This is a genomic window from Haloarcula argentinensis DSM 12282, from assembly GCA_000336895.1.
GTDB classification, from domain to species: Archaea; Halobacteriota; Halobacteria; order Halobacteriales; family Haloarculaceae; genus Haloarcula; species Haloarcula argentinensis.
In genome coordinates this window covers 608,355-634,904 of the sequence record AOLX01000014.1, presented here as the reverse complement: position 1 = coordinate 634,904, position 26,550 = coordinate 608,355, and the positions used below count along the sequence as shown (strand labels likewise).

24 protein-coding genes are annotated in these 26,550 nt (G+C 60.6%); 13 read left to right on the top strand and 11 right to left on the bottom strand.

Annotated elements, in window-relative coordinates; all coding sequences use genetic code 11:
- The coding region (locus C443_RS06715; protein ID WP_005534949.1) for a site-2 protease family protein at positions 1-595 on the bottom strand (595 nt) is incomplete at its 3' end.
- Positions 595-2,127: a TraB/GumN family protein gene (locus C443_RS06710; RefSeq protein ID WP_005534947.1), complete on the bottom strand. Its 1,533-nt coding sequence runs from the start codon at positions 2,125-2,127 to the stop codon at positions 595-597. The genes C443_RS06715 and C443_RS06710, both read right to left, overlap by 1 nt.
- Before the next feature lie 247 nt (positions 2,128-2,374).
- Here C443_RS06710 and C443_RS06705 point away from each other — a divergent pair, with 247 nt between their 5' ends.
- The 4 genes from C443_RS06705 (at position 2,375) to C443_RS06690 (ending at position 4,025) form a co-directional block, all read left to right on the top strand.
- Positions 2,375-2,650: a PadR family transcriptional regulator gene (locus C443_RS06705; RefSeq protein WP_004515723.1), complete on the top strand. Its 276-nt coding sequence runs from the start codon at positions 2,375-2,377 to the stop codon at positions 2,648-2,650.
- Between the two features lie 57 nt (positions 2,651-2,707).
- Complete coding sequence (locus tag C443_RS06700; RefSeq protein WP_005534940.1) at positions 2,708-3,151, top strand: acyl-CoA thioesterase; 444 nt, start codon at positions 2,708-2,710, stop codon at positions 3,149-3,151.
- Positions 3,152-3,261: 110 nt separating this feature from the next.
- Complete coding sequence (locus C443_RS06695) at positions 3,262-3,717, top strand: hypothetical protein (protein WP_005534939.1); 456 nt, start codon at positions 3,262-3,264, stop codon at positions 3,715-3,717.
- A 128-nt stretch (positions 3,718-3,845) separates the two neighbouring features.
- Positions 3,846-4,025: an HEWD family protein gene (locus C443_RS06690; protein WP_005534938.1), complete on the top strand. Its 180-nt coding sequence runs from the start codon at positions 3,846-3,848 to the stop codon at positions 4,023-4,025.
- Between the two features lie 134 nt (positions 4,026-4,159).
- Here the strand turns inward: C443_RS06690 and C443_RS06685 are convergent, their stop codons facing one another.
- A complete protein-coding gene (locus tag C443_RS06685; RefSeq protein WP_005534937.1) occupies positions 4,160-6,982 on the bottom strand; it encodes an oligosaccharyl transferase, archaeosortase A system-associated in 2,823 nt (940 codons plus the stop codon).
- 96 nt (positions 6,983-7,078) lie between these two features.
- On the opposite strand from C443_RS06685, the gene aglG reads away from it, so the two are divergent.
- Positions 7,079-8,014 carry a glucosyl-dolichyl phosphate glucuronosyltransferase gene (gene aglG / locus C443_RS06680; protein ID WP_005534935.1) on the top strand — a complete coding sequence of 312 codons (936 nt, stop codon included), beginning with the start codon at positions 7,079-7,081 and terminating at the stop codon, positions 8,012-8,014.
- 39 nt (positions 8,015-8,053) lie between these two features.
- Here the strand turns inward: aglG and C443_RS06675 are convergent, their stop codons facing one another.
- From C443_RS06675 to C443_RS06660, 4 genes are read right to left on the bottom strand one after another with little or no spacing between them, the layout of a single operon-like run.
- Complete coding sequence (locus C443_RS06675; protein WP_005534933.1) at positions 8,054-9,505, bottom strand: lipopolysaccharide biosynthesis protein; 1,452 nt, start codon at positions 9,503-9,505, stop codon at positions 8,054-8,056.
- On the bottom strand, positions 9,505-10,608 hold the full coding sequence (locus C443_RS06670) for a sulfatase-like hydrolase/transferase (RefSeq protein ID WP_005534931.1): 1,104 nt from the start codon (positions 10,606-10,608) through the stop codon (positions 9,505-9,507). The genes C443_RS06675 and C443_RS06670 overlap by 1 nt, the downstream gene beginning before the upstream one ends.
- Before the next feature lie 39 nt (positions 10,609-10,647).
- A complete protein-coding gene (locus C443_RS06665; RefSeq protein WP_005534929.1) occupies positions 10,648-11,943 on the bottom strand; it encodes a sulfatase in 1,296 nt (431 codons plus the stop codon).
- A 2-nt stretch (positions 11,944-11,945) separates the two neighbouring features.
- Positions 11,946-12,950 (bottom strand): glycosyltransferase family 2 protein, encoded by a 1,005-nt coding sequence (locus C443_RS06660; RefSeq protein ID WP_005534927.1) that lies wholly within the window; start codon positions 12,948-12,950, stop codon positions 11,946-11,948.
- A gap of 233 nt (positions 12,951-13,183) precedes the next feature.
- Between C443_RS06660 and C443_RS06655 the strand changes: the two genes are divergently transcribed.
- The 3 genes from C443_RS06655 to C443_RS06645 all read left to right on the top strand — a co-directional run bounded on the left by C443_RS06655 (position 13,184) and on the right by C443_RS06645 (position 17,723).
- Complete coding sequence (locus tag C443_RS06655; RefSeq protein WP_005534925.1) at positions 13,184-14,884, top strand: glycosyltransferase family 39 protein; 1,701 nt, start codon at positions 13,184-13,186, stop codon at positions 14,882-14,884.
- Positions 14,885-14,989: 105 nt separating this feature from the next.
- On the top strand, positions 14,990-16,129 hold the full coding sequence (locus C443_RS06650; protein ID WP_005534923.1) for a glycosyltransferase family 4 protein: 1,140 nt from the start codon (positions 14,990-14,992) through the stop codon (positions 16,127-16,129).
- Positions 16,130-16,286: 157 nt separating this feature from the next.
- Positions 16,287-17,723: a flippase gene (locus C443_RS06645; RefSeq protein WP_005534921.1), complete on the top strand. Its 1,437-nt coding sequence runs from the start codon at positions 16,287-16,289 to the stop codon at positions 17,721-17,723.
- Positions 17,724-17,736: 13 nt separating this feature from the next.
- Here the strand turns inward: C443_RS06645 and C443_RS06640 are convergent, their stop codons facing one another.
- Positions 17,737-19,161, bottom strand: coding sequence for a sulfatase-like hydrolase/transferase (locus C443_RS06640; protein ID WP_005534919.1), 1,425 nt, complete (start codon positions 19,159-19,161; stop codon positions 17,737-17,739).
- Positions 19,162-19,286: 125 nt separating this feature from the next.
- On the opposite strand from C443_RS06640, the gene C443_RS06635 reads away from it, so the two are divergent.
- From C443_RS06635 to C443_RS06625, 3 genes are all read left to right on the top strand, one after another.
- Positions 19,287-20,468, top strand: coding sequence for a glycosyltransferase family 4 protein (locus C443_RS06635; RefSeq protein ID WP_005534917.1), 1,182 nt, complete (start codon positions 19,287-19,289; stop codon positions 20,466-20,468).
- Between the two features lie 68 nt (positions 20,469-20,536).
- Positions 20,537-21,514 carry an alkaline phosphatase family protein gene (locus C443_RS06630; protein WP_005534916.1) on the top strand — a complete coding sequence of 326 codons (978 nt, stop codon included), beginning with the start codon at positions 20,537-20,539 and terminating at the stop codon, positions 21,512-21,514.
- Positions 21,515-21,516: 2 nt separating this feature from the next.
- The gene (locus C443_RS06625; protein ID WP_005534914.1) at positions 21,517-22,971 is read left to right on the top strand and encodes a sulfatase; all 1,455 of its coding nucleotides are present in this window, start codon (positions 21,517-21,519) and stop codon (positions 22,969-22,971) included.
- Here the strand turns inward: C443_RS06625 and C443_RS06620 are convergent.
- Positions 22,962-23,810 (bottom strand): TrmB family transcriptional regulator, encoded by an 849-nt coding sequence (locus tag C443_RS06620; protein ID WP_005534913.1) that lies wholly within the window; start codon positions 23,808-23,810, stop codon positions 22,962-22,964. The genes C443_RS06625 and C443_RS06620 overlap by 10 nt on opposite strands.
- A gap of 330 nt (positions 23,811-24,140) precedes the next feature.
- Here C443_RS06620 and aglJ point away from each other — a divergent pair, with 330 nt between their 5' ends.
- Positions 24,141-25,187, top strand: coding sequence for an S-layer glycoprotein N-glycosyltransferase AglJ (gene aglJ, locus C443_RS06615; RefSeq protein ID WP_005534909.1), 1,047 nt, complete (start codon positions 24,141-24,143; stop codon positions 25,185-25,187).
- Between the two features lies 1 nt (position 25,188).
- On the opposite strand, the gene C443_RS06610 is transcribed toward aglJ, so the two are convergent.
- Together C443_RS06610 and C443_RS06605 are read right to left on the bottom strand one after the other, a co-directional pair.
- A complete protein-coding gene (locus tag C443_RS06610; RefSeq protein ID WP_005534906.1) occupies positions 25,189-25,515 on the bottom strand; it encodes a hypothetical protein in 327 nt (108 codons plus the stop codon).
- A gap of 46 nt (positions 25,516-25,561) precedes the next feature.
- A complete protein-coding gene (locus C443_RS06605) occupies positions 25,562-25,912 on the bottom strand; it encodes a winged helix-turn-helix transcriptional regulator (RefSeq protein WP_005534904.1) in 351 nt (116 codons plus the stop codon).
- Positions 25,913-26,048: 136 nt separating this feature from the next.
- On the opposite strand from C443_RS06605, the gene C443_RS06600 reads away from it, so the two are divergent.
- Entirely contained in the window at positions 26,049-26,468 is a 420-nt protein-coding gene (locus tag C443_RS06600) for a DoxX family membrane protein (RefSeq protein WP_005534902.1), read from the top strand.
- The last annotated feature ends 82 nt before the right edge of the window (positions 26,469-26,550 follow it).

The following is a 26,550-nucleotide window of genomic DNA, read 5'->3' as shown; positions in this document are numbered from 1 at the left end:
GAACCGTTCGGCCGTCGAGCGGACCAAAGGGCAGCATATTGAAGCCGGCGAGCAGGAGATTGATCTGCAGGCCCATCCGTGCGACTTCCCAGAGGAAGCCACCCGTGCTCGACAGTAGTGCCGCGACGAACGGAACGAGAAAGACAACGGCGAGCGCGAGGTTCGTCACCGGCCCGGCAACGGCGATGAGGCCGTGTTGCTTCGCTGTGAGTCGACCACGGTGGACGACCGCCCCCGGCGCGGCAAACAGGAAGCCGACGAGACCGCCCAGAACTGCGAACCCGAGCATCCGGTAATCGGCCTTGAACGCGGCGATCTGACCGAAGCGGACGGCGACGACCTTGTGTGCCAGTTCGTGCAACAGGAAGCCGACGCCGACCGTCAGCAGGCTGACTGCAAACGTGCTGGCGATTTCGGCACCCGAGAGCCCGCCGAACTGGCCGAAAACGATGCGTCGGAACTCTCGTTCGAGGAAGAAGGTAAACGCCAGTCCGAGTGCAAGCCAGGCGACGAGGAGGTCCCGGAGTTCGCGCTGGCTGAAGCTGAGACCGCCGATAGTTCGGTCCGTGGTGGGTCGTCGTCGTCGACCCGCCATCAGATTACCCCCACGAGTATCTGGGTCCCTTCGCGGACGCCCTGCCAGAGCAGGCGCGAGACACCCTGCATCCCACCGATGTCCGAGGAGATGTACGGAATCAGCACCGGGAACACGACGTAGGAGGCGATTGCGCTGCCGACGTTCGTCAGTGCGACGACGAGGATCAGGCGGAACAGCGGTACTGCACGCATCCGGCTGACGAGGTCCATCACCGGTGACTCCTGATCGTTGAGTATCTGGTTGAGTGTTGCGATATCGCTGATGTTAACCGAGATGTACCGCAGTTCGACGTAGCCCGCGAACCAGCCCGCCGCGAGCAGCGGGAACAGGCTCGTCAGCCAGCCGAAGGCCCCGGCGGCGGCCGCACTCGACCAGTGCGCGCCGGCCACCTTCGCCAGCCCGCCGGCTAGCACGGCGTTGACCACCACCAGCGCGACGAACAGCTGTAGTAGGACGGCCTGACTCGCGCCGCCGAGAATAAGTAGGCCGAAGAAGACGAGAAAGACGACCCCGAAGCCGTAGCCGACGAGTTTGTACAGCGAGACGCGACGCCCACCCTCGGTTCCGGTGAGCGACTCCATCGGCGGAAGCGTCTCCGGGTTGTCGAGATAGTTCTGGATCCCTTCGCGGTGGCCAGCGCCGACGACGGCGAGGACGTGATAGCCGGCCTCGCGGAGAGCGATGAGCCGGTGGGCGATGAACGCGTCGCGTTCGTCGATAAGCGCCTCGGCACCGCCAGGAGAGAACTGGCGGAACTCTTCCATCATCGCACTGACCACGTCAGTGTCGGTCAGCTTCTCCATGTCGAACTCCTCGACGTCGGCATCGCCGCGGAACTGGACCAACAGCGAGGCGATGGGGATTCCGATACCGGCTGCAGCAACACAGATGAGCAACAGCGTATCGAGCAAGCCCTCGACGGTCCCGCCGAGACCGCCCGGCAGAACCCCCGAAAGCGATCCACTCGGGACGATAAACGGACCACCGAAGGCCCCGGCGACGACTGCAAACAGCCCGCCGAAGACAGCACCGATGGTCAGCCCAACGGTCAACGGCGGCCCCATCTCGGCTGCGAGACTGCCGACGAGCTTGAGCTTCTCGACGGTCGTCAACCGCGCCCAGAACCGCTGGACGGTCGTCTGAATGTCCCGGTCAACGAGTGCGACGCCCAGACCGAGCCGTTCGGCGGTGTCGATGCCCGCCTTCATGTCTGCACCCGGCTCGATATCGAACCTGTCGCCCAGTCTGGTCTGGATGTACGACAGCATCCAGTACGCGAGGAACTGAAAGACGGTGTTCCCGCGCAGGAGGTCGCTCGCATCGAGGTCGTCGGGCGTTTCGCCCTTGATCTGCCGATACCGACCCTCGTCGAGTTCGACGGCGACGATATCGGGCTCGGATTCCTCAATCGCTGATTCCACTTCTGCGACGCTGTGCTCGGAAACGTGAGCGGTTCCGACGACGTCGACGCGCCCCGTCCCTGACGGTTCCGGGAACTCGTCTGCCGCCGACTCCGCGTGTTCGGTCATCACCCGCGTTACACATTCGTTTCCTTTACCCTTGTCGGGTCCGGGTGACCGCCGAGAAACGGCGGCCAAAATCATGTTTGCGGCATTGTATGTTCACGTCACGGAGCGAAGCTATTACCGACTCTCGTGTTAATACAGCCGCAGATTCCGTGGTAACTACTGGACGCTGACGGCATCTATAAATACGTAATAGATTTACCGATTCAAAAGACTGATATGTACAGGGTCAGACTGTATCGGATATACAATGTATGACCTGACTGGATTCCAGCGGGACCTGCTGTACGTCATTGCAGGCCTTGACGAGCCCCACGGGTTAGCGATCAAGGAAGAGCTCGAAAACTACTACGAGAGCGAGGTCAACCACGGCCGACTGTATCCGAACCTCGACACGCTCGTCGAGAAAGCGCTTATCGAGAAGGGCGAACGCGACCGCCGAACGAACTTTTACACGCTGACCAAGCGCGGCCAGCGCGAACTCGACGCCCGGAAAGAGTGGGAAGCGCAGTACGTCTCGGCGTAGCCACGTTTTCGAATCCCGTTCGACAGACTCAACCCACGTGCTGGCCAACCTCGGGCCATGCCAACAGTACTTGAAACCTATATCGAGAACCGCTGGATGGTCCAGCCCAACCACTCGAACCACCTGGGCTCGACCCACGGGGGGAACGTGCTGAAATGGATGGACGAACTCGGAGCGATGTCGGCGATGCGCTTTGCCGGCGAAACCTGCGTCACCGCTCGGATGGACCAGGTGAATTTCAAGCGTCCGATACCTGTCGGTGATACGGCCCTGATTGAAGCTTTCGTCTACGACGCTGGCGAAACGAGCGTCAAAGTTCGGCTCCGGGCTGCCCGAGAAAATATCAGAACCGGCGAGACTGAGTCGACCGCTGAGTCGTACTCGGTGTACGTCGCGGTCGACGAGGACAGGAACCCGGTTCCCGTTCCCGACGTGACGGCCGAGACTGAGCGCGGTAAGCGACTTCGACAGCGCGCCCTCGACGGGAAGGCGAACCGCTGAGACTGTCTGCTGTACTCACACGGATTATTGTCACCACGGAGTGACGACTACCGTCACGAAGAGACAGCCAACAGTATGAGCTTTATTCGGCTCCGCCACGTACCACGACTATGACACTCGATGTTGAAACGCCGGAGCGGCCGGAGCTGTCTACCGGCGTCGCTGCCGACGAGTACGACGATGCAGACGTACAGGGCGACGAATACCGTCGCGAGGACCTCGCCGAGGCCCTCGACGACGGTGCGTGGGCGGACGCCTTCGAAGAATGGGCCGCGGATGCGTCACTCGATGCCGACCAGTGGAAGATTGTCACGGACCTGGGACTCATCGAGGAGTTCGATTTCTTCTGGGACTCCTTCGCAGGTCGTGTCGGCTACCACGCTCCGGGCTTGCCCGAGGACTGGCGCGAGCGGGAGATCCACCCGGACATCGATTCCTGGGGCACTGTTTCAGGTATCAACGCCGGACTGACCGAGTTCGGACAGGTCGTCTGTGAGGTGCTGGCCGACGAGTACATCGACTGGGAAGCGGAGGAGGTCGGCGCGGACGACCTCCCGGACTTTTGAGTATCGCAGCGGTTGCACCCCCCTGTCGTCAGTGTCGGTACAGCACTCCCGGTCGTCGGCGCTGAATCGTTCCGGACGACTAGGCAGGGACCGGCAGCCTGATAATCACCCACGCGCTTGCACCAGATATGGCTGAAATCGTCACCCCACGCAAACGCAAGTGTGAGCGGTGTGGGCGGGTCGACGAGTGGGACCCGGACCAACACAGTTGGCGTATCGTCACCGACGACGGCACCAAGCAGTCCGGCGACCCGCACTGTCTTCACGAGTGGGACATCAACGGCACGTTCAATCCGCTAGCCGAGTGAGTTCACCGTTCCGCTGCTGTCGACTTTTTGATAGACAGGCACGCCCCTGCTAGAACGAAGTCCGACAACAGAATCCTGCAAAACGTCTCCGGTAGCCAACAGGCGGCCGGCTAGCGATCGATCGTTAGGACTCGCTATGCGCCCGCTTCAGCCGCGTCTTCGGTCATCGGCTCGCGCGATTCATCGCTGGTCTCATTGCCCTGCTGAATCGATATCGGCTCCAGTTCGACGGTTGCGGCGGCGTCGTCCTCGCCGATGACCTGTCCTTCGGTGACCTCGGTAGTGCCGGTGAATCCGGTCCGTTCCCCGTTGTTGGTCCCGACTGCGGTGAACTGGTACTGGGTCTCAGCACGGACGCTCACGTTCGTGTAACCCTCGTCAGTCCCCCAGTCGTCGTACCCAGTGGTCGAGTAGGGAACGGTCATCTCGAAGTTCCCGTTCTGATCTGTCTTGGTCTGCTGGCGGTAGATGAACGTCTTGTTCGTCGCCGGATTGCGCATCCGCACGGCGGTCTGGACTGTCGTGTTCGCCGGTCCGGTCCCTTCGACCGTTGCCCCGGGCACGCGCTCGAATATCTTCGTCCAGGCGGAGTGCCGGTACTGCGGACTGTTCGGGAATGCCTCGGTCTCACTGGAGCCGACCAGGCGGTAGTGCTCCAGCGCGGGCACCCGCTCGCTCGGGTTGTCGCCGAAACCACCCAGTTGCGAGGTCGTGTCCTGTTCGACGTACTGACGGGCCTGTTCCATGCTCTCGAACTCGCGGACGATCCGTCCCTGCTGCAGGCCCTCCGGTTCCTCTTCGCTGGTCGGCGCCCCGCGGTACTGCGCCCCTTGGCCTGTCTGCTTGTTCTCCCAGTCAATGACGACCGGTCGCGGCTCCGCGGCGCTGCCGTGGAACCGGTACAGTCGTGCCACCGTCGTCTCGTAGTAGGCCTGCTTCTGGAACGTTACCTGCCGGACCCCGCTGCCCTGTGACTGGACGTACAATCGACTGTAGTAATCACTGGCCTGTACGCCGTCGACGAATGCTGATGGGGCGAAGAACTTCCCCCGGTAAGGGTCGTTCCCGTTCGTCTCTGCCATCCGCCAGTCCACGGCAACGTATCTGGTCTTCGCGTCGTCCTCATCCGTGCTGTCGAGGACGTTGTTAGCCTGCGTTTCATTCTGTGCGATCAGGAACGGCGCAGCCGTGTCGGTTCCCTGCTGGAAGGGGTTCGCATTCGGAACCCGTTCGGCTCTGGTAGTAATCCAGTGCCCGTAGTCCCACCACGACAGAACGCCGTATTCCCCTTCTTCATAGTCGAAGTCTTCCTGTTGCTGGTAGGTGCCGTAATAATCGAGTGTCGCGTCACCACCGGAGCCGTACGCCCCTTCCGCGGGCGTGTTCTCTTCCATCCACTGCAGGCTCTCGTCCCAACTCTGGATACTCGGCCCGGGACCGGCCGAACCGGCTTCGACCGGCGTCGTGCCGAAGGCGAACAACGGGACGACGATGACGAGAAGCACCGTGAGAATTGTCATGACCTGGTAATATTCGATCCCGTCGTCGGCGCTGAAATCGAACCAGCGAACGAATCGGCCGACGACCAGCCCTGACAGCACTGCGATCGGTGCAGCCAGATAGTACTCGAATCGCTGTTGGGTAAACGTGGCAAGTAGAATGAAGACTGCCCAGACAACAACGAGCAGTTCTTCGGCGGGCGCGTCGTCGGAGAGGAACTGCTTTCCGAGCAAAAACAGGCCACCGATCGCCGCAACGATGACAGCGAACCCGTGCCAGGCAAACAACTTGCCGACGCCTGGGAGCGGGGTAGCTTCTCCAACGGTACCGGCCGTTTCGCTGATGCTGAACCCGACGACCCTCGTTACGTTCCGCGTGAAGAAGTCCCACAGACTCGGAGTCAACACTGCCATCAGAACGGCCCCGACAGCGAGGATTGCGAACACAGTCGCTGGATACACGTACCGGCCGTACTCGCGCTGCTCCATAAACCGGGCTAGCCACGCCATGAACACACAGCCGAAGCCAACAGCCAGCGCCAGCCCAGGCTGTAGCAGGGACTGAGAGGTTGCTGTGACCTCTAGGACGGTAATTCTCGATGCACTCACCACAGCGGTAGTCGCCATCGTGATTGCGCCTGCGATGGCCGTATGTTCCGGGCTGCTGTCGTGAACATATTCCAGACACAGTCGGATCAGGAAGAAGACGCCGAGTATCCCGAGAAGGAGCACACCGGGCGGCCAGACCCAGAGATACATCGCAATTGCCACACCGGCCAGCATGGACCAGCTGATGGTATCCCGGAGTGCGTCTACATCTCGTTCGATGAACTGCTCGTAGATCGGCTTGTCCCGCGCGGCGACACTGACGGCCACCATAACGCCAAGGACACCGAGTGCTTGGAAGAGGGCTTCTGCGACGTGGTGGTCGGAGAACCCGACGAGGCTTCGTCGTAGGAGCCACCCCGTCGAGAATGCCATCACAGTAACTGCAGTTACGCCGCCGAGGCGGCCGCCGAGTCGCCGTCCGATAAGGTACGTCGGAATCGCAACGAGCGTCCCGAGTACGGCGGGAGCAAACAGGAGCGTCATTGCAACAGTCTGATCACTGGGCGAACCCAGACCGACAATCAGGGCGACCGTTGCGACGATCTGATCGAACAGCGTCCCGAACTGCCCGTTATTGGTCCCGTATGGGAATGCCGTCCAGGGGTCGAACGGCATCGTCGTGGGCCAGTTGTTAACGACGTACTGGGTCGAACGGTAGTGATACCAAGCGTCGTTCCCGCTGAAGAGCACCTCACCGTCTACAATGAAGTTCTCCCAACTCCGGACACGATTCCACAGCATGAACCCGAGCAGTACCAGGAGGACCGGAACGTGGTACCAGCGCTCGGCCCACTCCAGGGCGGACTCGAGTTCGGGGTTGTCGTCAAGATAGCCCCGTGATTGACTCATTGCACGGAAAAACTGCCAAGGCGCGCATAAGCCTTTTGACCTCTATGCGAGCGCAGGATGGAAACGCCTAACAGCACCGGTGGCACACCATCGACCATGCGAGTCTCGGTCGTGCTCTGTACGCACACGATGGAGCGATACGACGACTGCCGGGCGGCGGCCGAGAGCGTCTTAGGCCAGACCTGCGACGACGTGGAACTGGTGCTAGTCTCGGACGGTGACCGAGATGTGTACGAACAGTACGAATCTGACTTCGGCGACCGTGACGACGTCCTGACTCACTGTAACGACCAAAACGTCGGGCTGCTAGAGAGTCGGAACAACGGGGCCGAAGTCGCTACCGGAGACGTTGTCGCATTCATCGACGACGACGCGATCGCTGACGAGGAGTGGGTCGCGGCGCTAGTCGATGCCTACGAACGGCACGACGCGCTCGCGGTCGGCGGCCGGATGACGCCGGCGTGGGTCGCCGGCAAACCCAGTTTTCTGCCCGCGGAGTTCTACTGGCTCATCGGTGTCACACACCGTGGGTTCGGACCGAACGGCGACCCTGACGAACCCGGCGTCGTTCGCAACACCTTCGGCTCGAATATCTCCTTCGACCGGGACGTGTTTCTCGAACTGGGCGGCTTCGACGACGATATCGGCGGCCGCCAGGGCGAAAAGAACCTGCAGGGTGGTGAGACGGAACTCTGCGCGCGCCTGCGATCGGAATACGACGAAGGTGTGTACTACACACCGGATGCGCTCGTCGCTCACAAGATATTCGACTACCGGACCGATCCCGGCTGGCTTGTCGACCGCGCGTTCTGGCAGGGGTACTCGAAGCGCGGGATGGAAGTGTTCGTTCCCGAATCGACCGGTGAGGAGTCCGATTTCCTCGGCGACCTGCTGTTTCGGTTCCTCCCGTCACGTCTCCGTGGGCTCGTCGACTCCCCGTCGCTCGGCGCAGTTCTGCAGTTGTTCTTTCTCTTTCTTCTCACCGGCAGCGTCGGCGTCGGATACCTTTACGGAATGTACGTCTGGCGGTAGCCGTCGCCTCCAGAACATTACCGCTTCTGTAACAGTCGCTTAGTTCAACACCGAATCCAGGACTTCGGTCGCCTCGCCGATAGTCAGGACGCCGGAGACGTGGCTCCCGAGCGCATAGACACCCAGTCCAACGAGCGGGAGGACGCTTAGGTCAACAAACCACGGACCGTACGGTTCCAGTGCGAGCAACAGCAGGGTCGTACCGACTCCGAGAGCGAGAACTCGAACAGCCGGGAACCCAGTTAGCGGCCTGAGGCCGACATTGCGCGCGGCTAAAACGTGAGTCACCGCCATGAGTCCGTACGCCGTCGAGGTGCCGATAGCTGCGCCGACGATGCCGACACGCGGTATCAACAGCACGTTCAGGACGACGTTGACGACCACTGACGCCCCCGTTGCGAGCAGTAACTGTCGCAAGTGTCCACCTGCCTGCAACACCGGCCAGATAACCCGTGCGACAGCAAAGCCCAGTACGCCCGGCAAGAGTACCTGTAGGGGGCGGACGCTGGCCTCGTATGGCGCACCGAAGTACACGGTGAGGAACTGCTCGCCCAAGACGAACACGCCGGCGACGAGCAAAACCGTGAGAACGATGACGTATCGGAGGAGCCGTGACAGCAGTGAGGTAAGGCGGTCTATCTGTCCGTCTTCCCAGAGGTCCGCTGTCGACTGGATCATCACCATCTCCATCGCCACTGAAACGACCCACATGAACTCCGAAACCTGCAGCGCCGCCCGGTAGTGCCCGGTTTTCGTCGCGTCCCAGAAATGGCTGACTAGCAGAACATCGACTTTGTACATGCTCGTCAACAGGAGCGTAAGCGCCATCGACTGAACCCCGAACCGAACCAGCGGTCGCGTGTATGTTTTGAGAGCTAAGCTACGGACCGACGGGAAGACACCAGCCTCACGGAACGCCAGTGTCGTCGAAAGAATTCCAGTGAGCAGAAACCCTGTCGCGAAGCCGGCAAACACACCCGGAACGCCGTACCCGGCACCCGCGAGCGTGAGTCCCACGACAGCGAGGATGACAGACCGAGCAGGGACGAGGGGTTCAGCGAGCTCCTCCCGTTTGTATGCGTGGAGAACACCGCGGCCGAAGTAGTACAACTGCTCACCGATGACCGCACCGAGCATCAGATACAGGGCAGACTGGAGTGTTCCGTCGGTAAACCAGGTGATGAGCCCGATCAGGGCTGGTATCCCGACAAGCAGGCTCGCAGTATGAAGTACGAACGATGTCGTGACAACGCTCGTTCGGTCGTCGCCGGTCTCCCGCGACGCGTACGTCTTGGTCGCTTCGAACAGGCCGAGGTTCAGTATCTTCCGGCTCGGAAGGAAAATCGCCATCACCAGCGCGTAGGTCCCGAACCCGTCCTGGCCAACGGTACGGACCAGTAACGGGATGAAAACGGCGAACGTCAGGAGCCGGCCGAGGTCCCCTGTAAAGACCGAAAGGTATCCTTTCAGAATGCTACCGTCATCGGCCATCACTCGACGTAACCGAGGTCACGCATCTGTTGTTTGAGGTCTTCGTCCACGTCGTTGCGCTCGACGTCGACCGTTTCGCCGTCCCGGACCATCGACACGTCCGCATCGCGGCTCACGATCTTCGTCTCGAAGTCCTGCCACGCGACGGTCGTCGTTCCGTGCCACGGCGCGATAGTGAGCGTCTGATCTCGTGGCGTCTCACGGACGTCTTTCCCGTGCCACTCGGAGGGAATCTCGCCGCCGACTGCACCCAGTAGCGACGGCGCGATGTCGAGAACGCTGAGTGGCTCACACAGCGAGAGGTCGTTCGTCGCCACGGGCACGGTAGTCAGCGCGTCGACCACTCGTCGCCGCTGTGGCTGGTGGAAGTAGTGCCCATCTTCGCCGAACTCGTCGCCGTGATCCGAACTGAACACGACGAGTGGATCCGACGAGTCAACGGAGTCGACGAGGCGCTTTATTTCGGCATCCGCCCGAGCGAGGGTCTGACGGTACTTTTGCGTAATCGTCTCCTTTTCGTCCGCGCTGAGTTTTTCAGGGGCGAACAGCGCCTTTCGATCGATTTCTTTCGGTACGGCATCGTCGCCGAGACCGTACGGACGATGCGTACCCATCATGTGGAGCCACATGAACCGCGGCCCCGATTCGTCGTTGAACGCCGTGATCGCGTTGTCGATGAGTTCGTCGTCGGGAAGGCGATTTGATAACTTCGCGTGAGGTGGTCGGAAGCGGTGGTAGACTTTTCGAATGAGGTCGAACTGTGACGCGAACTGGCGAAGGGGGTTACCGCGGTTGCCTGCGTCACAGTAATTCTCGTACACGTCGAACCCGGTATCGAACCCGAATCGCGGATCAGTGTGGGGTGACGAGGAGAGACCGATCGTCGTGTATCCGGCCTGCGAGAACGCTTCGGCAACTGTCGGGGACACCGCGCGGGACTCGATAGCCCCCTGATACGACGCAGTGAGAATACTGGCGAGGCTGGGGCGCGTGTAGTGGGCTCCGGTCACGCCCCGATGTTGCGAGAACGTAGAAACGAACTCCATTGCGTCCACAAAATCATAGCGGACAGAGTCTGCGGTAACGAAGATGACATCTCTCATTGCTACCAGCACTGACTGAGAAACACTTGAGTCCTGCGATCAGTCCACGTACCCGAGGTCTTTCAACATCTCCTGGGTATCGGCATCAACGTCCTGACCGCTGACTTCGTTTCCGGCGCTATCCCACATCTGTAGCTTTTCGCGGAGGGCGTCGTACGGCGTTTCATCGGTCGCTCCGGCCGCGACGAGGTCGGTCTCTTCACCGGGGTCAGCGGACAGGTCGTACAGTTCGTGGTCGGACCCCTCGCGAATCAGTTTCCATCCCGGCGTGCGGAGGCCGATCGACTCCGTGAACTCCGGATAGGCCGTCAGGAACGCGTCACGATCACCCGGCGGCGTGCCGTCGTCATTCTCACGAACGCTCCGTCCCTCAAACTCCGCCGGTACTTCGACATCCAGCAGGTCCAGCACCGTCGGCGCGATGTCGATCGTCCGGACCTGCTCGGAGACGGTTTCCGGTTCGATATCCGGATGGTGGAACGCGAGCGGGACGTGGAGTTCCTCGTCGTAGAGCTGGCGGCCGTGACCCGTGTATCCGTGGTCGTCCAGCGCCTCGCCGTGGTCGGCGGTAAGGATCACGAGTGTCTCTTCGCGGAGGTTCCGCGCTTCGAGTTCGTCGAGTAGCTGCTGGACGTACCCGTCGACGAGCTTCATCGCCGCTGTGTACTCGTCGTGGGATTCGAGGTCGCTGCGGTCGTAGTTGCGCGGCTCGTGCATATCGAAGTAGTGCACCCAGCCGAAGAAGGGGCTGTCAACGCGGTCGAGCTGGTCGACGGCGTCCTGTGTCACGCTCTTGGCCGTTCGGCAATGCAGTCTGATGAGTCCCGTCTGGCGCAGAAGCGACTTGAGGTTCCACTGTTCCGTGCCGATATCCTTCACTGCGCCGAACACCGTATTGAACGTCTTCGTGTCGTATATCCGGCTCAGAATCGGGTACAGCGTGTCGTAGGAGCCGCCGCCGTCGCAGTACTCGTCGAATCCGCGTCCGAGCCCCGAGTGTTCGTCACTGAGATGATCGACGCTGACGACACCGAACGTGTCGTTCCCGTCCTCCTGTATTTCCTCCGCTAGTACGGGCACGGATTCGTCGAGCCCCCAGCCATTCTCCTGCACGCCGTGCGTGTGGGGGTACGAGGCTGTCATGAACGACGTGAGACTCGGGTCGGTGGTGTTCGCAACGGTGAACGCCTGATCGAAGTACAGGCCATCCGTTGCGAGTCGTTCGAGCGTCGGGACGATACCCTCGGAGATTCCCCGCTGAAGCCAGTCTTCACGGAGGCAGTCGATACTAACGAGTAATACGTTCTCGATAGTGTTTGAGTCGAAATCTTGCATTGTCAGTCTTCACCGATAATGGCGTTAACGCGGTACGGTTGCTCGTCCCGATACTGCTGTTTTACGATCATCTCTGCGAGGAACCCGAACATCACGAGCTGTACGCCGAATATGACGAGAGCGACAGTCAGAATCAGCCGCGGGACGTGCGGTGCAAGTGACTCTCCAAAAGCATACTTGAGAAACACCATGTGGGACCCGATGAGCCCACCAACCGTCATCAGGACAAGCCCGATGCCACCGAAGAAGTGCGACGGGCGGGTGGAAAACCGGTTCCAGAAGACGTGAAACAGGAGGTCGACGAACCCTTTGACCAGCCGTTTCATACCGTACTTCGTCTCACCAGCGGTCCGTGGCCGGTGGTCGACGGGCAGTTCCGTTATCTTGTACCCGCGCTTGTGTAACTTCGCCGGGATGTATCGGTGTCCCTCTCCGTAGAGGTCTATCTCTTTCAACCCCTCTGCCCGGTATGCGGTCAGTGTACAGCCGAAGTCGTGAATATCCGGGCCGGTCAGCATCGCCAACCGTGTCTGTATCGCCGAGGGAATCGTTTTCGAGAGCGGGTCGTCGCGGTCGCGTCGCCACCCGCTGACGCAGTCGTACCCCTCTTCGAGTTTCGTGAGAAGCTTCGGAATGTCTGTCGGGTTATTCTGGCGGTCAGCGTCCATCGTGACGATGTACGCTCCCGTGGCGTAGTCAATCCCAGCCGCTAGAGCAGCGCTCTGACCGAAATTGCGTCGGAGTAAGACCCCCATCACTTCGTCACGGTCTGTCGCGATCTCGCGTATCGTCTCGGCCGTCCCGTCCGTGCTCCCGTCGTCAACGATAACTATCTCGTACGGGCCGTACGTCGTATTGTCGCGGAACGTAGACTGAATCTCGTCGATCAGCGGCTCCAGATTTTCGGACTCGTTATACGCAGGAAGCACGACAGATGTCTGGACATCACTGTCGGTGTCTGTCGCTGATACGACCGACCCATCCGGCACGCTCCCTGTCTTTGCCATTCTGAGGCTCTGTATGTGCTACAAGATGCGCATTTATTAACAGTTGCCATTTGCTACCCCGACGAACAATGTCAATACCGTAGATATTACGATAATTATCGCCTTAGACTCGTGTTTAGGCTTCTATCTGATCGATAAAAACACGCGCCCGAACTCGACACATAGACCGCTGATCAGGACGCCGTCTCGGAGAACCGTACAGACTATTACAGTCAGTGGTCAATCACGAGGAAATGCCCTCTAGTCCGTGGAACAGAATCAGCAAGTCGGTCCGACGTGAGCCGTTCGTGCCGCTCATTGCGATCGCTGCGTTCCTGCTGATGGTCTTTGGCACCTGGCGACTCCGACCACATCTGACGTTTCCGGACGAGACCGGTGCTATCGAACTCGCTCTCAGGATGGGATACGAGCAGAACCCGTTCCTAGACAACTTTCGGAAAGGAGGGAACCTCCATCTCTACCTTCTAGCGCTCTCCTTTGTCCCGGTGACGCTGTACTGGCTCGCGACCGGCCAGTTTGGCGAAATCATCTCGGGCGCTGCTAACGTCGGGAGTTCACCGAGTTGGGGCGTATCCCCGGACCTGCTCAGAGCCTTCTACGACGTGCTGTTCGCCGGTCGGCTTGTCTCTGTCGTGTTCGGTGTCGGAGCCGTGGTCGTCCTCTACTATCTCGGTCAGGAGCTACTGGACCGCCGTGCCGGAATCCTCGCATCGACGTTTCTGACGTTCACTGTCGGATACGTTCATACCGCCCATTACGCGACTGAAGACGTCCCGATGACGTTTTTCCTCATGCTCGGGTTCCTGCTAACGGTTCGTGCGTTTCATTCAAGAGATACCCGAACACTGCTGGCCGCTGCACTGGTCGCTGGTCTGGCAGCGTCGACAAAGGCGACTGCTGGGCTCCTCGTGCTCCCTCTCGCTATCGTGATCATCGAGCGTCACTGGGACGAATCGGGAAGCATTGTCGAGTTCATTACGGCAGCGTGGAAATACCCGACGCTGACGATACTCGGATACGTGACGACAACTCCGTCGATCTTCTTCCATCCAGTTTCGTGGGCCGACGAGATCTCCCGGTACGTCGTTCGCAGCACGAGCGAATCAGTGTCGTACAACTGGTCCGATCCCGGGTGGCTCATTCAGCTTGCACACCTCGCCGAAGGGCAGGGAATTGCGCTGTTCCTGTTCTCGATGCTGTCTGTGCTGCTCGTCGTCGCCTTTCTTCTGCGGGGCACTCTGGACAATGCGCTCTGGTTGTTGCTCCTCTATGCGATCCCGTACTTCGCAGTTATCATTCAGGGGAACATGACACAGTTCCCTCGGGTGATGCCACTGTTCCCGATTCTCGCAGTTCTCGCTGGCGTCGCCGGGTCCGAGCTAACCCGATCCACTCGTTCTGTCCGAGTTGTCGGGATCGGACTTCTCACGCTCGCCGTTGTCTTTTCCGGGGTCCACACTGCCGCCGGCGTCGCTGATATCAGCCAGTCACGGCAGGAGGCGACCGAATGGACACACGCGAATCTAGATAGCTCCGATTCTGTCGACGTGTATTCTCAGCGGGTGTACCTTCCAGAGTTCCCCGAAGAAGCGACCGTGAACCGCTACGTCATCCACTCGACATTCCCCCGTGAAGAGTGGCAGCCAGGTCTCGAGCGTCTGGACTGTAACGCGCCCGAGTACGTCGTACTCTCTAGCTACCACTACTTTCGTTTTTTCAAGGATCCGTCCGTATACCCGAATGTAACTGAACGCATGTCGGCGCTGTTCGCCGAGGAGGACTACGAGATTGTCCGAACGTTCGGCCCGCCAGTAGACACCGAACTCAGCGCGGAGCGAAAGTTCAGAGACAGTGCCGGGCTTTCGTCGTTCCCCGAGGACGGGAACCCGACTATCGTTGTGCTGAAACGGATAGACGATGAACCGACCTGCTGATGACAACTGTCTGCAGCAATCACTCGCGGCACTCTGTTCGCTCCGGCTACACACCCCATGTGATAGCAAGCGGGTCGTCCGTGATACTGAGCGAGGGCGAAATCTGTGACTGACGAATCACTCCCGAACGTTTGTGTCGTCACTCATCCCCTTGCTGCTGCCGGCGAAAACGCCACGCGAAGCCTGCTTGATATCCTGTCGGCTGTGACATCGGTCGCGCTCGTGACGGCTGACCTCCCGGCTGATTCCGAGATCCGTGACCGGCACGAACTCATCGAACTCACGCAGAAAGGCGCGGGTGACTCTGTCGTCACCGCTGCGGTCCGGTTTCTGCTGAATCAGCTCCGGATGTGCCGCGTCATAGCTGACCGCGACGAAGACGTGGTCCTGTTTTTTGGGGCAACGTCGTACCTGTTACCGATTATCGCGGCTCGGTTGCTCGGGAAAACGGTTCTCGTCGAACCTCGCGGCGACGTACCGCTAACACTCCGGCTGAACTGGGAACAGCAGCTGCCCGGTCAGGTGGCCGCCGGACTCGCCGGCGCGGTGCGTGCGCTGGAACGGGCCGGCTTCGCCGCGGCTCACGGCGTCATCACCTACACGCCGGAGATGGCTCGGCAGTTGGACCTGCATCCGGAGGCTCCGGGAGTGTATCCCACAGGCGCGCGCTACGTCCGGACGGACGAGTTTCGCGTTCAGCGACCCTACGTTGACCGCGACCGCGTCGTGGGGTTCCTCGGACGGCTCGACGAAGAAAAGAACATCCGCGACCTCGCTGCTGTCGCCGCCGAGCTACCCGACGATGTGACCTTCCGATTCATCGGCGATGGTGACCTCCGGGCGTGGCTGGAATCCGAACTCGCGTCAGAGATCGACCGCGGAGCAGTCGAACTCACCGGCTGGGTGGATCATGACGACGTGCCGGACCAACTGAACGAGCTCTCGCTGCTCGTCTTGCCGTCACAACCGACTGAAGGACTTCCGACAACGATTCTGGAAGCCTTGGCCTGTGGGACACCGGTACTGGCCTCGCCGGTTTCGGGCGTCCCCGACGTCGTCCGCGAGGGCGAAACCGGTTTCCTGCTCGATTCACACGGGGCGGCCGTTCTTCGCGAGACGATACTCGAGATTCTCGAATGCGATGGTCTGGACAGGATCAGTGAGAACGGACGCGATCTGGTTGAGTCCGAGTACAGTTTCGAAGCGGCCTGTGAGCGGTACAGGTCGATACTCAAGCGACTGTAAGCGTGGCAGCTATAGCCATTTCGCTAACTGGCCCGCTACCTGTGGCCGCACACAGTCTGATTCTGTGCGCTGCCTCCGTATGCGCCGATTCACTACCGCGATTACAGAGATATCAACAAATTCTAATAACGTCTTGTGTATCTCTTGATGTATACAGATGCGAATCGGACAAACATCGTTCATCTCTTTTGTTTCGAAGGGACTCTCTTCTGCGGCTGGCTTTATTGCGACAATCCTGTTCGCACGGCTACTCGGTCCGGAAGTCCTCGGCAAGTACTATCTCTTGCTCTCTATCGTCGCGTGGCTCTCGCTTCTCGGTTCGATCGGGATCGGCAGTGCAATCACGAAGCGAGTCAGCGAGGGCACGGATATCGGGGAATACAAGCTTGCAGGGGGGCTTACGATTGCAGTTATCGGTGTGCTAATTATTGTCGGTCTGTTGCTCTTTCAGGACCTTGTCACCAGCAGCTTCGAGGTTGACCGCATCGGATTCGTGATTATCCTCCTCGCTGTCGGATTGCTCGGGTCGTACGTCGACGCGATGCTCAATGGGGCCCACAAGGTCCACGTCGCGGCGGTGCTCAAAGTTGCGCGACGAATCGCCAGAACGGCTCTACAGGTCGGTGGCGTACTTCTCAGCTTCGGCTTGACTGCGCTCGTAATGGGGTATGCGCTGGGTGGCCTTGTCCTCGTGATCGGCGGGCTCTACGTTCTCGGTGGTCCGTACCACTTGCCACAAAAAAAGCACTTTGAACGGCTTATCGACTACGCGAAGTACGCCTGGATGGGGCGGCTCGAAGGAAAAACGTTCCAGCAAGCCGACGTTATCATTCTCGGACTGTTTGTGCCGAGTTCGCTCGTTGGGGTCTACGGTGTCACGTGGAATGTTGCGAACTTCCTCATCATTTTCAGTACGTCCATCAGTGGCGCGCTGTTTCCAGAACTAAGTAAGCTGTCGGTAGACGACCGGGACCAACAGGTCGCGTCTCTCGTCCAAGACGCGTTATCCTACACCGGATTGGTAACAATACCTGGCCTCGTCGGTGGGCTACTGTTGTCCAACCGCATCCTTCGGATCTTCGGTGACGAGTTCGCACAGGGGGCACAGGTTCTCGGACTCCTCATCCTCTCAGTGTTGTTCTACGGCTATCAAAAGCAGTTCACGAACGCACTCGGGGGCATCGACCAGCCGAAGGCTGCGTTCAAAGTAAACGGGATACTGATCGCTTCGAACGTGGTGCTGAACGCGGTCTTGGTCTACTCTATCGGTATGATCGGGGCTGCGCTGGCGTCTGCGACGTCCTCGGTGCTGAGCCTGATCGGCGGCTACTACATCCTTGGCAGACACATCGACTTCAGCGTTCCCGTCGCAGAAATCTCGCGGCAAATCGGGGCAACAGTGGCGATGGGTGTACTCGTCACCGTCCTCAACGGTGCGCTGGCGCGAGCAAATGAACCATTACCCAACGAGATCGCTACGACCGCACTCATTATCCTCGGGGCGGCCACCTATTTCGCAGTGCTAGTGTCCATCTCCGCTCAGTTCCGAACTGTCGTTCTCGACAACGTCCCAAAGGTCGCCTCGCTGCGGTAGCTGGTGAGACCGATTACCGGAGGTATCCCAGTTCTTCTAGCTGCTGTTCGACATCGTCGTCAAGTGCCTGTTCGTCCGCCTGATCCTTCCGAACGCCCTTGTCTCCGAAGCTGTCGTAAACGCTCCCGAGCGACGGCTCCTCGTCGTCCCGCGGATATGACACCTGCGCGTCCTCTATCAGAACCGTCCGCGCGGTTGACCCGTGGTCGGCGTCCTTCCGCACGTCGTCTCCAGCCTGTCGATAGACTGCTCGCCACGGGCCGCCGTACTTCGATCTATCCTGGCACGACGCCGGGAGCACTCGCTCGGGCTGTTCGAGACGATTCGTCATAGCGATTGCACGGTCGTCTACGGTAAACGAACCACGCTCGCCGGCCACTTCGTCCCTGACAACGTCGGGGAACCGAGTGAGGCTCGCGATCCGGTTTTCGACGACGCCGTCTGACTCGCCCGGTCGCCGCACGACGAGTGGCACATGCGTCTGTACCTCGCTGATGCCCCAGCTGTGATCCGCAACCTGAACACGGGGGTCGATTCGGCTTCGTTCACCGAACCCTTCGCCGTGATCGCTCGTGATGACGAGGAGCGTGTCGTCCAGATCGCCTCGCTCCTCGAGTGCTGCGGTGAGATACTCCATCGAAGCATCGAGTTGCCTGATACACCCGTCGTAAAGGCTCTCCACTGCCCGGAGCTTCCACCAGTCTCCGTTTGTCACAATCTCCCGTGACGGCGGGGCTGACAGGGAGTCGTGGAGGGCCTGTAGCTCGCTACCGCCCCACTGATCGTACTCCGGCATCGGTTCGTACGGGTAGTGCGCGTCCATCAGGTTGAGACACGCCGCCCACGGACCGTTCTGCGATCCTGACCAGTCCAGAAACGAATCGATGTATTCTGTGGCCGATTCGTCTTCGGCCTCGGTTCCGCCGTCGTAGTACTGGAAGTACAGCCCGTTGATGACCGACCGCAGTGGCGCATCGCTGTTGAAGCACCGGGTGAGGTACTCCCGGTTCGTCTGGTGACCTTCGATATCCGAGGGCGCGATACCGGCTTCGAAGTAGCGATGTCCGGGATCTTGCCGCGGCCCGTCGACAGTCTGGAACGGTTCGGTCAGATTCGACGACACGCCCACCACCACGTTCGGTGTGAAGATTCCCGTTTCGTACCCGTAGTCCGCCGCGAGTTCGTGCCAGATCGTGCTCTCTGGGTCAAGCTCTGATTCGTGCTTGGTCACGCCGTGCTCGGGGACGTGATAGCCGGTAAAGATGCTCGCGTGGCTTGCGACGCTGTGAATGCTCGGCGCACGCGCCTGCTCGTACACCTCAGCTTCGTCGGCAAACCGTTCGAGAAACGGCGTTGTCCGGGCGCCGCTCCCATAGAGACTCATATTTCTCGCCCGGACACTATCGAGAATGACGAGGAGAACGTTCGGCGAATCCATTGCGTTGAGTGACTGGAGTCGCGATAATATGTCTTTCGTGACCTACAGCGTGCAAACTATCGAGTGCAGTCAATGCCAAAACGCCAGACATAACGGTTAACTCCCCCACTGCTCCATCACCACTCATGCCGCGGGTTCTCGTCGGGCCGACAAAGGCGGATATGTCTAACGACGAATACGGAAAGAGCTACAATCTCTTGAATAACCTCCACGACGACGAGTTCACTGTCGATACATACACGCGGACGGTTTCCGACCGGCTCGACCCCGAGAACGTCACCGTGTATCCGCTCGGTGGCTCCAACCGGATCACGTACTACGCGAAGTTATACCGGACGCTCCTGAGAGAGCTCCGCAACGGTCCTGTTGACATCTACCACCACATGAACCTCAGCTATCGGTGGTTCAATCCGCTTCTGGTTTCAGGTCTTCAGGGGGATGTCCCCGTCGTTATCGGGCCCTGCCAGGCGGGACACGCAATCATGGCCGAAGAGTTCAATCGTATGGTCTCCTCCTGGGTCGGGTCAGATCTGCCGCGCCCGCTGACAGACCCGCTACACGGGGCTGTCGACGCAACGCGTGATGTGGTGCTGGACCCACCCCGGATGGACTTATTCAAACGGTCGCTTGCGGCCGCAGATCGGGTCGTCGTCGTCCACGAGGAAGCCCGAGAAGTGTACGCCGATTTTGTCGACGAGTCGAAACTCCGGACGATCCCGCTTGGCGTCGACCCGGACTTTTTCGAGTACAGCGAGCCCGCCGATTCCAAGGAGCTCGTGGCGATCGGGAGCCTCAGGGAACGGAAGGGCTACGACATTTTGTTTGAGGCGCTCGACAGCATCCGACAGGAGTATCCCGAGGCCCATCTCAACGTCTTCGGCGATGGGCCACTGGAAGACGAACTGCACGCGCAGGTCGACCAGCTCGATTTAGAGGAGAACGTCACGTTCCACGGATACGTCGACCAGTCTATCGTCCGAGAACACCTTTCTCGGGCGCGTGCCTTCATCCACCCGTCGAGATCGGAGAGTTTCTCCCTCGTCCGTTTAGAAGCTATGTCGACCGGCTGTCCGGTGGTCGTCACTGACATCTCCGGGGCGCGCGAGATGGTCCGCGATGGAGAGGAGGGCTTTGTCGTTCCGATAGAGTCGCCGGAACCGATCGCTGACGCCGTCACTACCTTGCTCTCTGATTACGAACTCACGAAACAGATATCGAGACAGGCGCGAGAGCGCATCGAGGAGAAGTACGACTGGCGGAAAATCGCGGCGGAGTACCTCGACCTGTACCGGTCGCTGTCTGGCTGAGGCCGTACCGCCGTCTATCGTCTGCATCGAAAGGTCTTAAGCCATCGACTGAGACGTTCGGGGTAGATATGGTCCTCGTAGTGCTGGGTATCGATGCACTCGACCCGGAACTAGTAGATTCGACGGCACATCCGAACTTGACGCTCGCCGACCACCACGCCATCGAGACGATCAGGAGCGTCGAAGGTGGCCCCAGCACCCACGAACTCTGGCCGACAATCATTACTGGCCTCAGGCCACCGGAACACGGCATCACGCTCGACGACGGCGTTGCCTGGGAGAACCCCATCCTCCGATTCGGGAGTGCTGCCGCGGACTACCTCCTCCCGTCGGGGCTACAGACGCGTCTCGGCGCGTGGCTCCTGAACAATACCGAACAGGACGCGTTCCGGATTCCGGCCACTTACTACGAGGAGAACGATCTGACGACGGTGTTCGACGGTCGGGAGGCGGCACCGATCGGCATCCCCAACTATGTGATCGACCCGGACACAGAGGACCGTGAACACAGCCTCCGACGGAACCTCGGTGACCTCTTCGAGCGTGATCTCGAAGCGAAAGGCGGGCACTCGTCGACAGACCCGGCGCTGTTCTACGAGCAGTGCCTCGAAATGTCGATGGTTCGCCTCGCTCGCGCACGACGGGCGCTCAGAGGTGGCCGACATGAACTGGTGTTTGCATACACGAGCGGACTCGATCTCATTGGTCACGTCGCGTACGAACAGCCCTCGCTGCAGGACCGCGCCTACGAGGAACTCGACGAGTTCGTCGGGGAGGTCCGAGATGACCTCGGTGATAACGACGAACTACTGCTGGTCAGCGACCACGGCCTGCAGGACGGCGTCCACACCGACGAGGCGATGGTCGCGGGGACCGACCCCGACATGGTCGACGCGATCGAGAGCGTCGTCGATGTCCGGGCGGCTATCGAAGCCGAACTCGACGGGACCGACCACACGTCGACACCGCAGGTGACGGCATCGGACGACGGCGGTCGGTCGGGGGCAGAAGTCAAAGAGCACCTCGAAGACCTCGGGTACATGTAGCTATGTCGGACGAGCCAAACGTCCTGCTGGTCATCCTCGACAGCGTGCGGGCACAGAACCTCAGCGCCTACGGCCATGTCAACGAGACAACGCCGTTTCTGGACTCCTTCGCCACAGAGCGAGCAACGCTGTACGAACAGGCCCGGTCCCCCGGTGCGCGGAGCGTCACGAGCCACGCGAGCATCTTCTCCGGGTTACACGTCGAAGAACACGGCATCGTCTCGGCCGGGCATCGGCTTGACCCGTCGGCCTCGATCTTCACGCAACTGCGCGAAGACGGGTACAGCACCGGCGTGTTCACCGAGAACGATTGGCTGACGGCCGTCGACGTCGGACTCCGCGACGGATTCGACAAGATCGTCGGAGCGCGGAACGTCCCGTTCCCGGGGGCAGTCAACCCCCACGAATTCGTCTCGAACGAGGGCCGCGGACAGTACATGGAGTTCCTCAAACTCGCGCTGGGCAGTGACGCACCGCTCCGGTCGCTGGCCAACGGCGTTGCGACGAAACTCCAGTCCGATTACAAGCGATTCCTCCCGGATAGTGTCAGGGCGTCGACGCCGGCAGATGTCTACGTGGACTCACTGCTGGACTGGACCGACCATCAGGACGGGCCGTGGGCGGCGTGTCTCAATCTGATGGATGCCCATATTCCGTACGAACCGATGCCGGAGTACGACCAGTGGGGCGGCTCGGAGGCGTCGTCGCTACAGGCTTCCTTCGAGGACCAGAAGTGGGATTTCAACGGCGGCCACCGGCCGTGGTGGCAAAAGAAGGCGGTCGAGTCATTGTACGACGGCGCGATCCGCCAGATGGACGCGGAACTCGAACGGCTTATCTCGGCGCTGGAACAGCGTGGCGAGCTCGACGACACGCTCCTCGTCATTACGAGCGACCACGGCGAGGGCTTCGGCGAGCGAAGCGACGTGCGGCCGGGCGTCCGGGTCGCAGAACACGGCGTCGCGATTCACGACTGTCTGCTCCACGTCCCACTCATTGTGCGCTATCCGGGCCAGACTGAGTCTCACCGGGTCGACCGCCCCGCGTCGCTGGTCGAATTTCCGCGAGTCGTGGATCGGGTGCGGGACGGCGACCAACAGACTGACGGCTTCTGTCCGGACGGCCCGGTCATCGCTACCGCGGTCGGCCTCGACGAACCGCTGCAGGAACGTGCCAGTGCGTACGTCGAGGACCTGTCGCCGTGGACAGCCACGTCGCGAGCGGTGTTCGAAGACGACGGCGAGGGGGTCCGCAAGTACTGTACCAACCGCGACCGTGCCGCCACGGTCGCCAGTCGCGACGCCCAGACCTCGTACAAGATAGCCGACGACGGTGCCGAGCACGTCGACCGCGCGTTCGAATCGATAGCGGAACTCGACGTCAAGACGGCGGGCGAGGACTTCGACGACCTCGACGACGGGACCTACCAGCGGTTGGAAGACCTCGGCTACGTCTGACGGGCCGTCGGGACGCTTTCGTACTCCCAGATCAGATCGAAGTAGCGCTTCATCCCAGCGACGAACGAGCCGTTGTCAGTAATCGCGGCCTGGCGCATATGGTTTGGAACGTCCGGCTCCTCGACGAGCAAAATCGCCTCGCCGCTGTCGTAGTCCATGCTCGGATCGACGAGCGTGCCACGCCAGGGGAGCTTCTCCGTGCTGAACCGCAGGTCGACAGCGGGGTACTCCGCTGTTAGCCGGTCAATAATGTCGGCCTGCACAGCAGCTTTCTCCGGTGGGAGTGCATCGGGATGCAGAAAGAGAACGCTGATATCGACGCCGCGGTCGAGTGTCTCTGCCAGTGCGCGCTCGACGTTATCGAGGTACGCGAAGCTATTGGTGATGACGCGAAGTGTCTCCTCTGCGTCGTCGTACAGCCGGCGGGTCTCGCGTTCGCTCGGTTCGCCCACGTCAACGACGTGGAACAGTTCGGCTGTCGGTGATATGTCTTCGCTCGCCCGTTCAAACCGCGGTTCGTACTCGGCGAGGAAGCTGTCGCGGTAGGAGTCGATGTCTGCGGTAAACGACTCGTATGACTGCCTGCGGTTTTCGACGGCCCGGTCGAGGATGTCGCCGGGAGATTTCGGCTGGTACTCCTTTGGACGGCCGGGGATAACCTTGATGAAGCCCCGGTCGGACAGCGACTCCAGCACGCCGTAGACGCGGGCTTTCGGGATGCCGCTGGCTTCCGCGAGGTTCGGAGCCGTCGTCCGGCCGAGCGAGAGCAACTCTTCCAGCGCCGTCGCCTCGTATTCGGTCAGCCCAACCAGGTCGAACACGTCCGCAGGGTCGCTCATACACGCCCATGTGTGGCAGGGGATGTAAAACGCGTCGCCCGACGCCGGAATCTATTAGTGGATGGCCGCAAGTAGTTACTCGCAGAGTGAGTAACATGACTGCGACATCCCAGACCGAGGAAGACGATCACTTGGCAGACATCGAAGACGGCTGTGGCTGTGCGGAGGTCTGGGAGCACATGAGCGAGCAGCGCGACGACTGACACGGCTCTCGTCGGCTACTCCCGGCTGTCACCGCTTTTTCGCCAATGACTGGCAAGGATCCGGACCGAAAACCCGGACGCGGCCAGACCCGCATTTATTTGCCTTCGGGTGGCTGACGTTGAATCAATGGCCGACCGAGACGACGTCTGTATACTGTTGCCGACATTCAACGAGGCCGAGACTATCGAGTCGGTCGTGTCCGGGTTCCGCGAGCAGGGCTTTGACAACGTCCTCGTCATCGACGGCGGCTCGACCGACGGGACACAGGATCTCGCCGAATCGGCCGGCGCACGGATTGTCGAACAGTCCGGCTCGGGGAAGGGACAGGCTGTCAGGGAGGCGGTGACACGCCACATCGAGCAGCCGTACGTCCTGATGGCCGACGGCGACGCGACCTATCGGCCCGACGAGGCGGACAGGCTACTGGAACCACTGTTGTCGGGCCAGGCCGCTCACGTCATCGGAAACCGGTTTGCGGACATGCAACCCGGCGCGATGACGAAACTGAACCAGATCGGCAACCGCATCATCAACAGTGCCTTCGAAACGATTCACGGACGCGACCTCACCGATATCCTCTCGGGGTACCGAGCGTTCACCCGACAGTCCTTCCAGCGGAGTTCGCTGACGGCGTCGGGCTTCGGTATCGAGACGGAGATGGCCGTCGAGTGTGTCAAACACAACATCTCGACGGCGGTGGTACCGATCACCTACCAGCCCCGACCCGACGAGTCCGACACGAACCTCCGCCCGTTCCGTGACGGCGCGACGATTATCCTGACGCTGTACCAGATGGCAAAGACCAACAACCCCCTGTTTTACTTCGGGAGCGTCGGCCTCGGGAGCACTGTGGTCGGGTTCCTGCTCGGTGCGTACGTGGCCTATGACTGGGTTGTCAACAGCATTTCACACGAGGTAATTGCAGTTATCGGCTCCTTTGCTATTCTGCTGGGGATTCAGCTTCTCATGTTCGGTGTCCTGTCCGATATGCTCGTGGCAGTGAACCGCGAACAGACGCGCCGGCTGGAGGATATCGCCGTCCAACTCACACACGAGAGCCGCAATCGGTCGGTGGACCTGCTTGACGACCAGCAGGTCGGCGACGCGGAGGGCACCGAAGATAGCGACACAGAGACAGAGCCGGCGGTGTCTCCGTACCAGCCCGACGAGTGAGTTAGAACGGGACCAGCGCGCGAAGCTGAGAGAGAATACTGTTTTTCGTGGCTTCACGTTTCCGTTCGAATATCGGATGGAGGTCGTTGAGCAACTCCTGCTCGTTGTCGAACTCCGTGGCGTTCGTCTCCTCGAGCGCCTCGGCGACGGTCATCGAGTGGCCCGACGCGTCGAACGGGACCGCGATGTGGCCGGCGGCGTCCCGAACCTCCCTTGGTGTCGCGGGATACTCGATATCCACGTCCGACAGGCGGGCGTCGAGTGCCGCGATACCGAACTCGATGACGTCTGGCTCGTCGCTGTTATCGGCTGGTGGCCGTACTCCCATTGCTAAAGCGATGGGGCCGGGGGATAGAAAAGTCTACGTTGTCTGGTCAGTTCTTGCACCCGGCCAGCCACTCTTCGGCCCAGTCCTCGATTTCGTCGAACACCGGACAGAGGGATTCACCCTTCGGCGTGAGCTGATAGTACGTCGCGACGGGTGCGTCCTCTTCGAGCCGTCGGTCGACGAAGTCCATCTCCTGAAGGTCGTCGAGGACCCGCGAGAGGGTTCGGGAGCTGGCGTCGGTGGCGCGTTTGAGTTCGTTGAACCGCTGTTCGCCCTTCTGGAGTTCGTGGAGTACGACCAGTCGCCAGCGCGATCCGATCTGTTCCAGCGACTCGATGACGGCACACGGTCCGCTCTCTTCCTCCTCCTCCGCAGCGGTGAATACTTCAGATGACATCGGTGCTACCTGGTATCCTCTTTGTCCGGGAACGTACAAATAGGTTCGGATACGAACCAAGTAACGTAATGAAACCACAAATCGCGGTTCGACAGTCTCGCAGCGAAACTATCCCTGCCCCGGAGGTGAGCGCCTGATGGCGTTCGAGTCCGCCGGTGCGGGCGAACTGTTCTTGCTGGGCCGACTCCTGTTCGGTGGGGTGCTCGCCTTCATGGGCCTGAACCACTTCCAGAACGCCGGACAGATGACCCCCTACGCGGAGGCGAAAGGGCTCCCAGCACCCGCGGCGTCGGTCTACGGAAGCGGTGGACTGCTCCTCGTCAGCGGCGTCCTCCTCATCCTCGGCGCGTACCCCGTCATCGCGGCCGGGGCGCTGGCGACGTTCCTCGTCGCTTCCGCCGTTATGATGCACAACTTCTGGGCGGTCCCGGACGACCAGATGCAAGACGAGATGACACAGTTCCTCAAGAACATCGCACTCGCTGGTGGCGCGCTGTCGCTGCTTGCGGTGGCCGGCACGGCGTGGCCGTACAGCGTCGGTCTGTCCCTGTTCTGAGGCGGCGACCCTGTTTAGTCCGGTCGCCTGACTGTGGCCCAATCACTGTTCAGGAGTGACACCTGCCGCCATCCATAAGCCG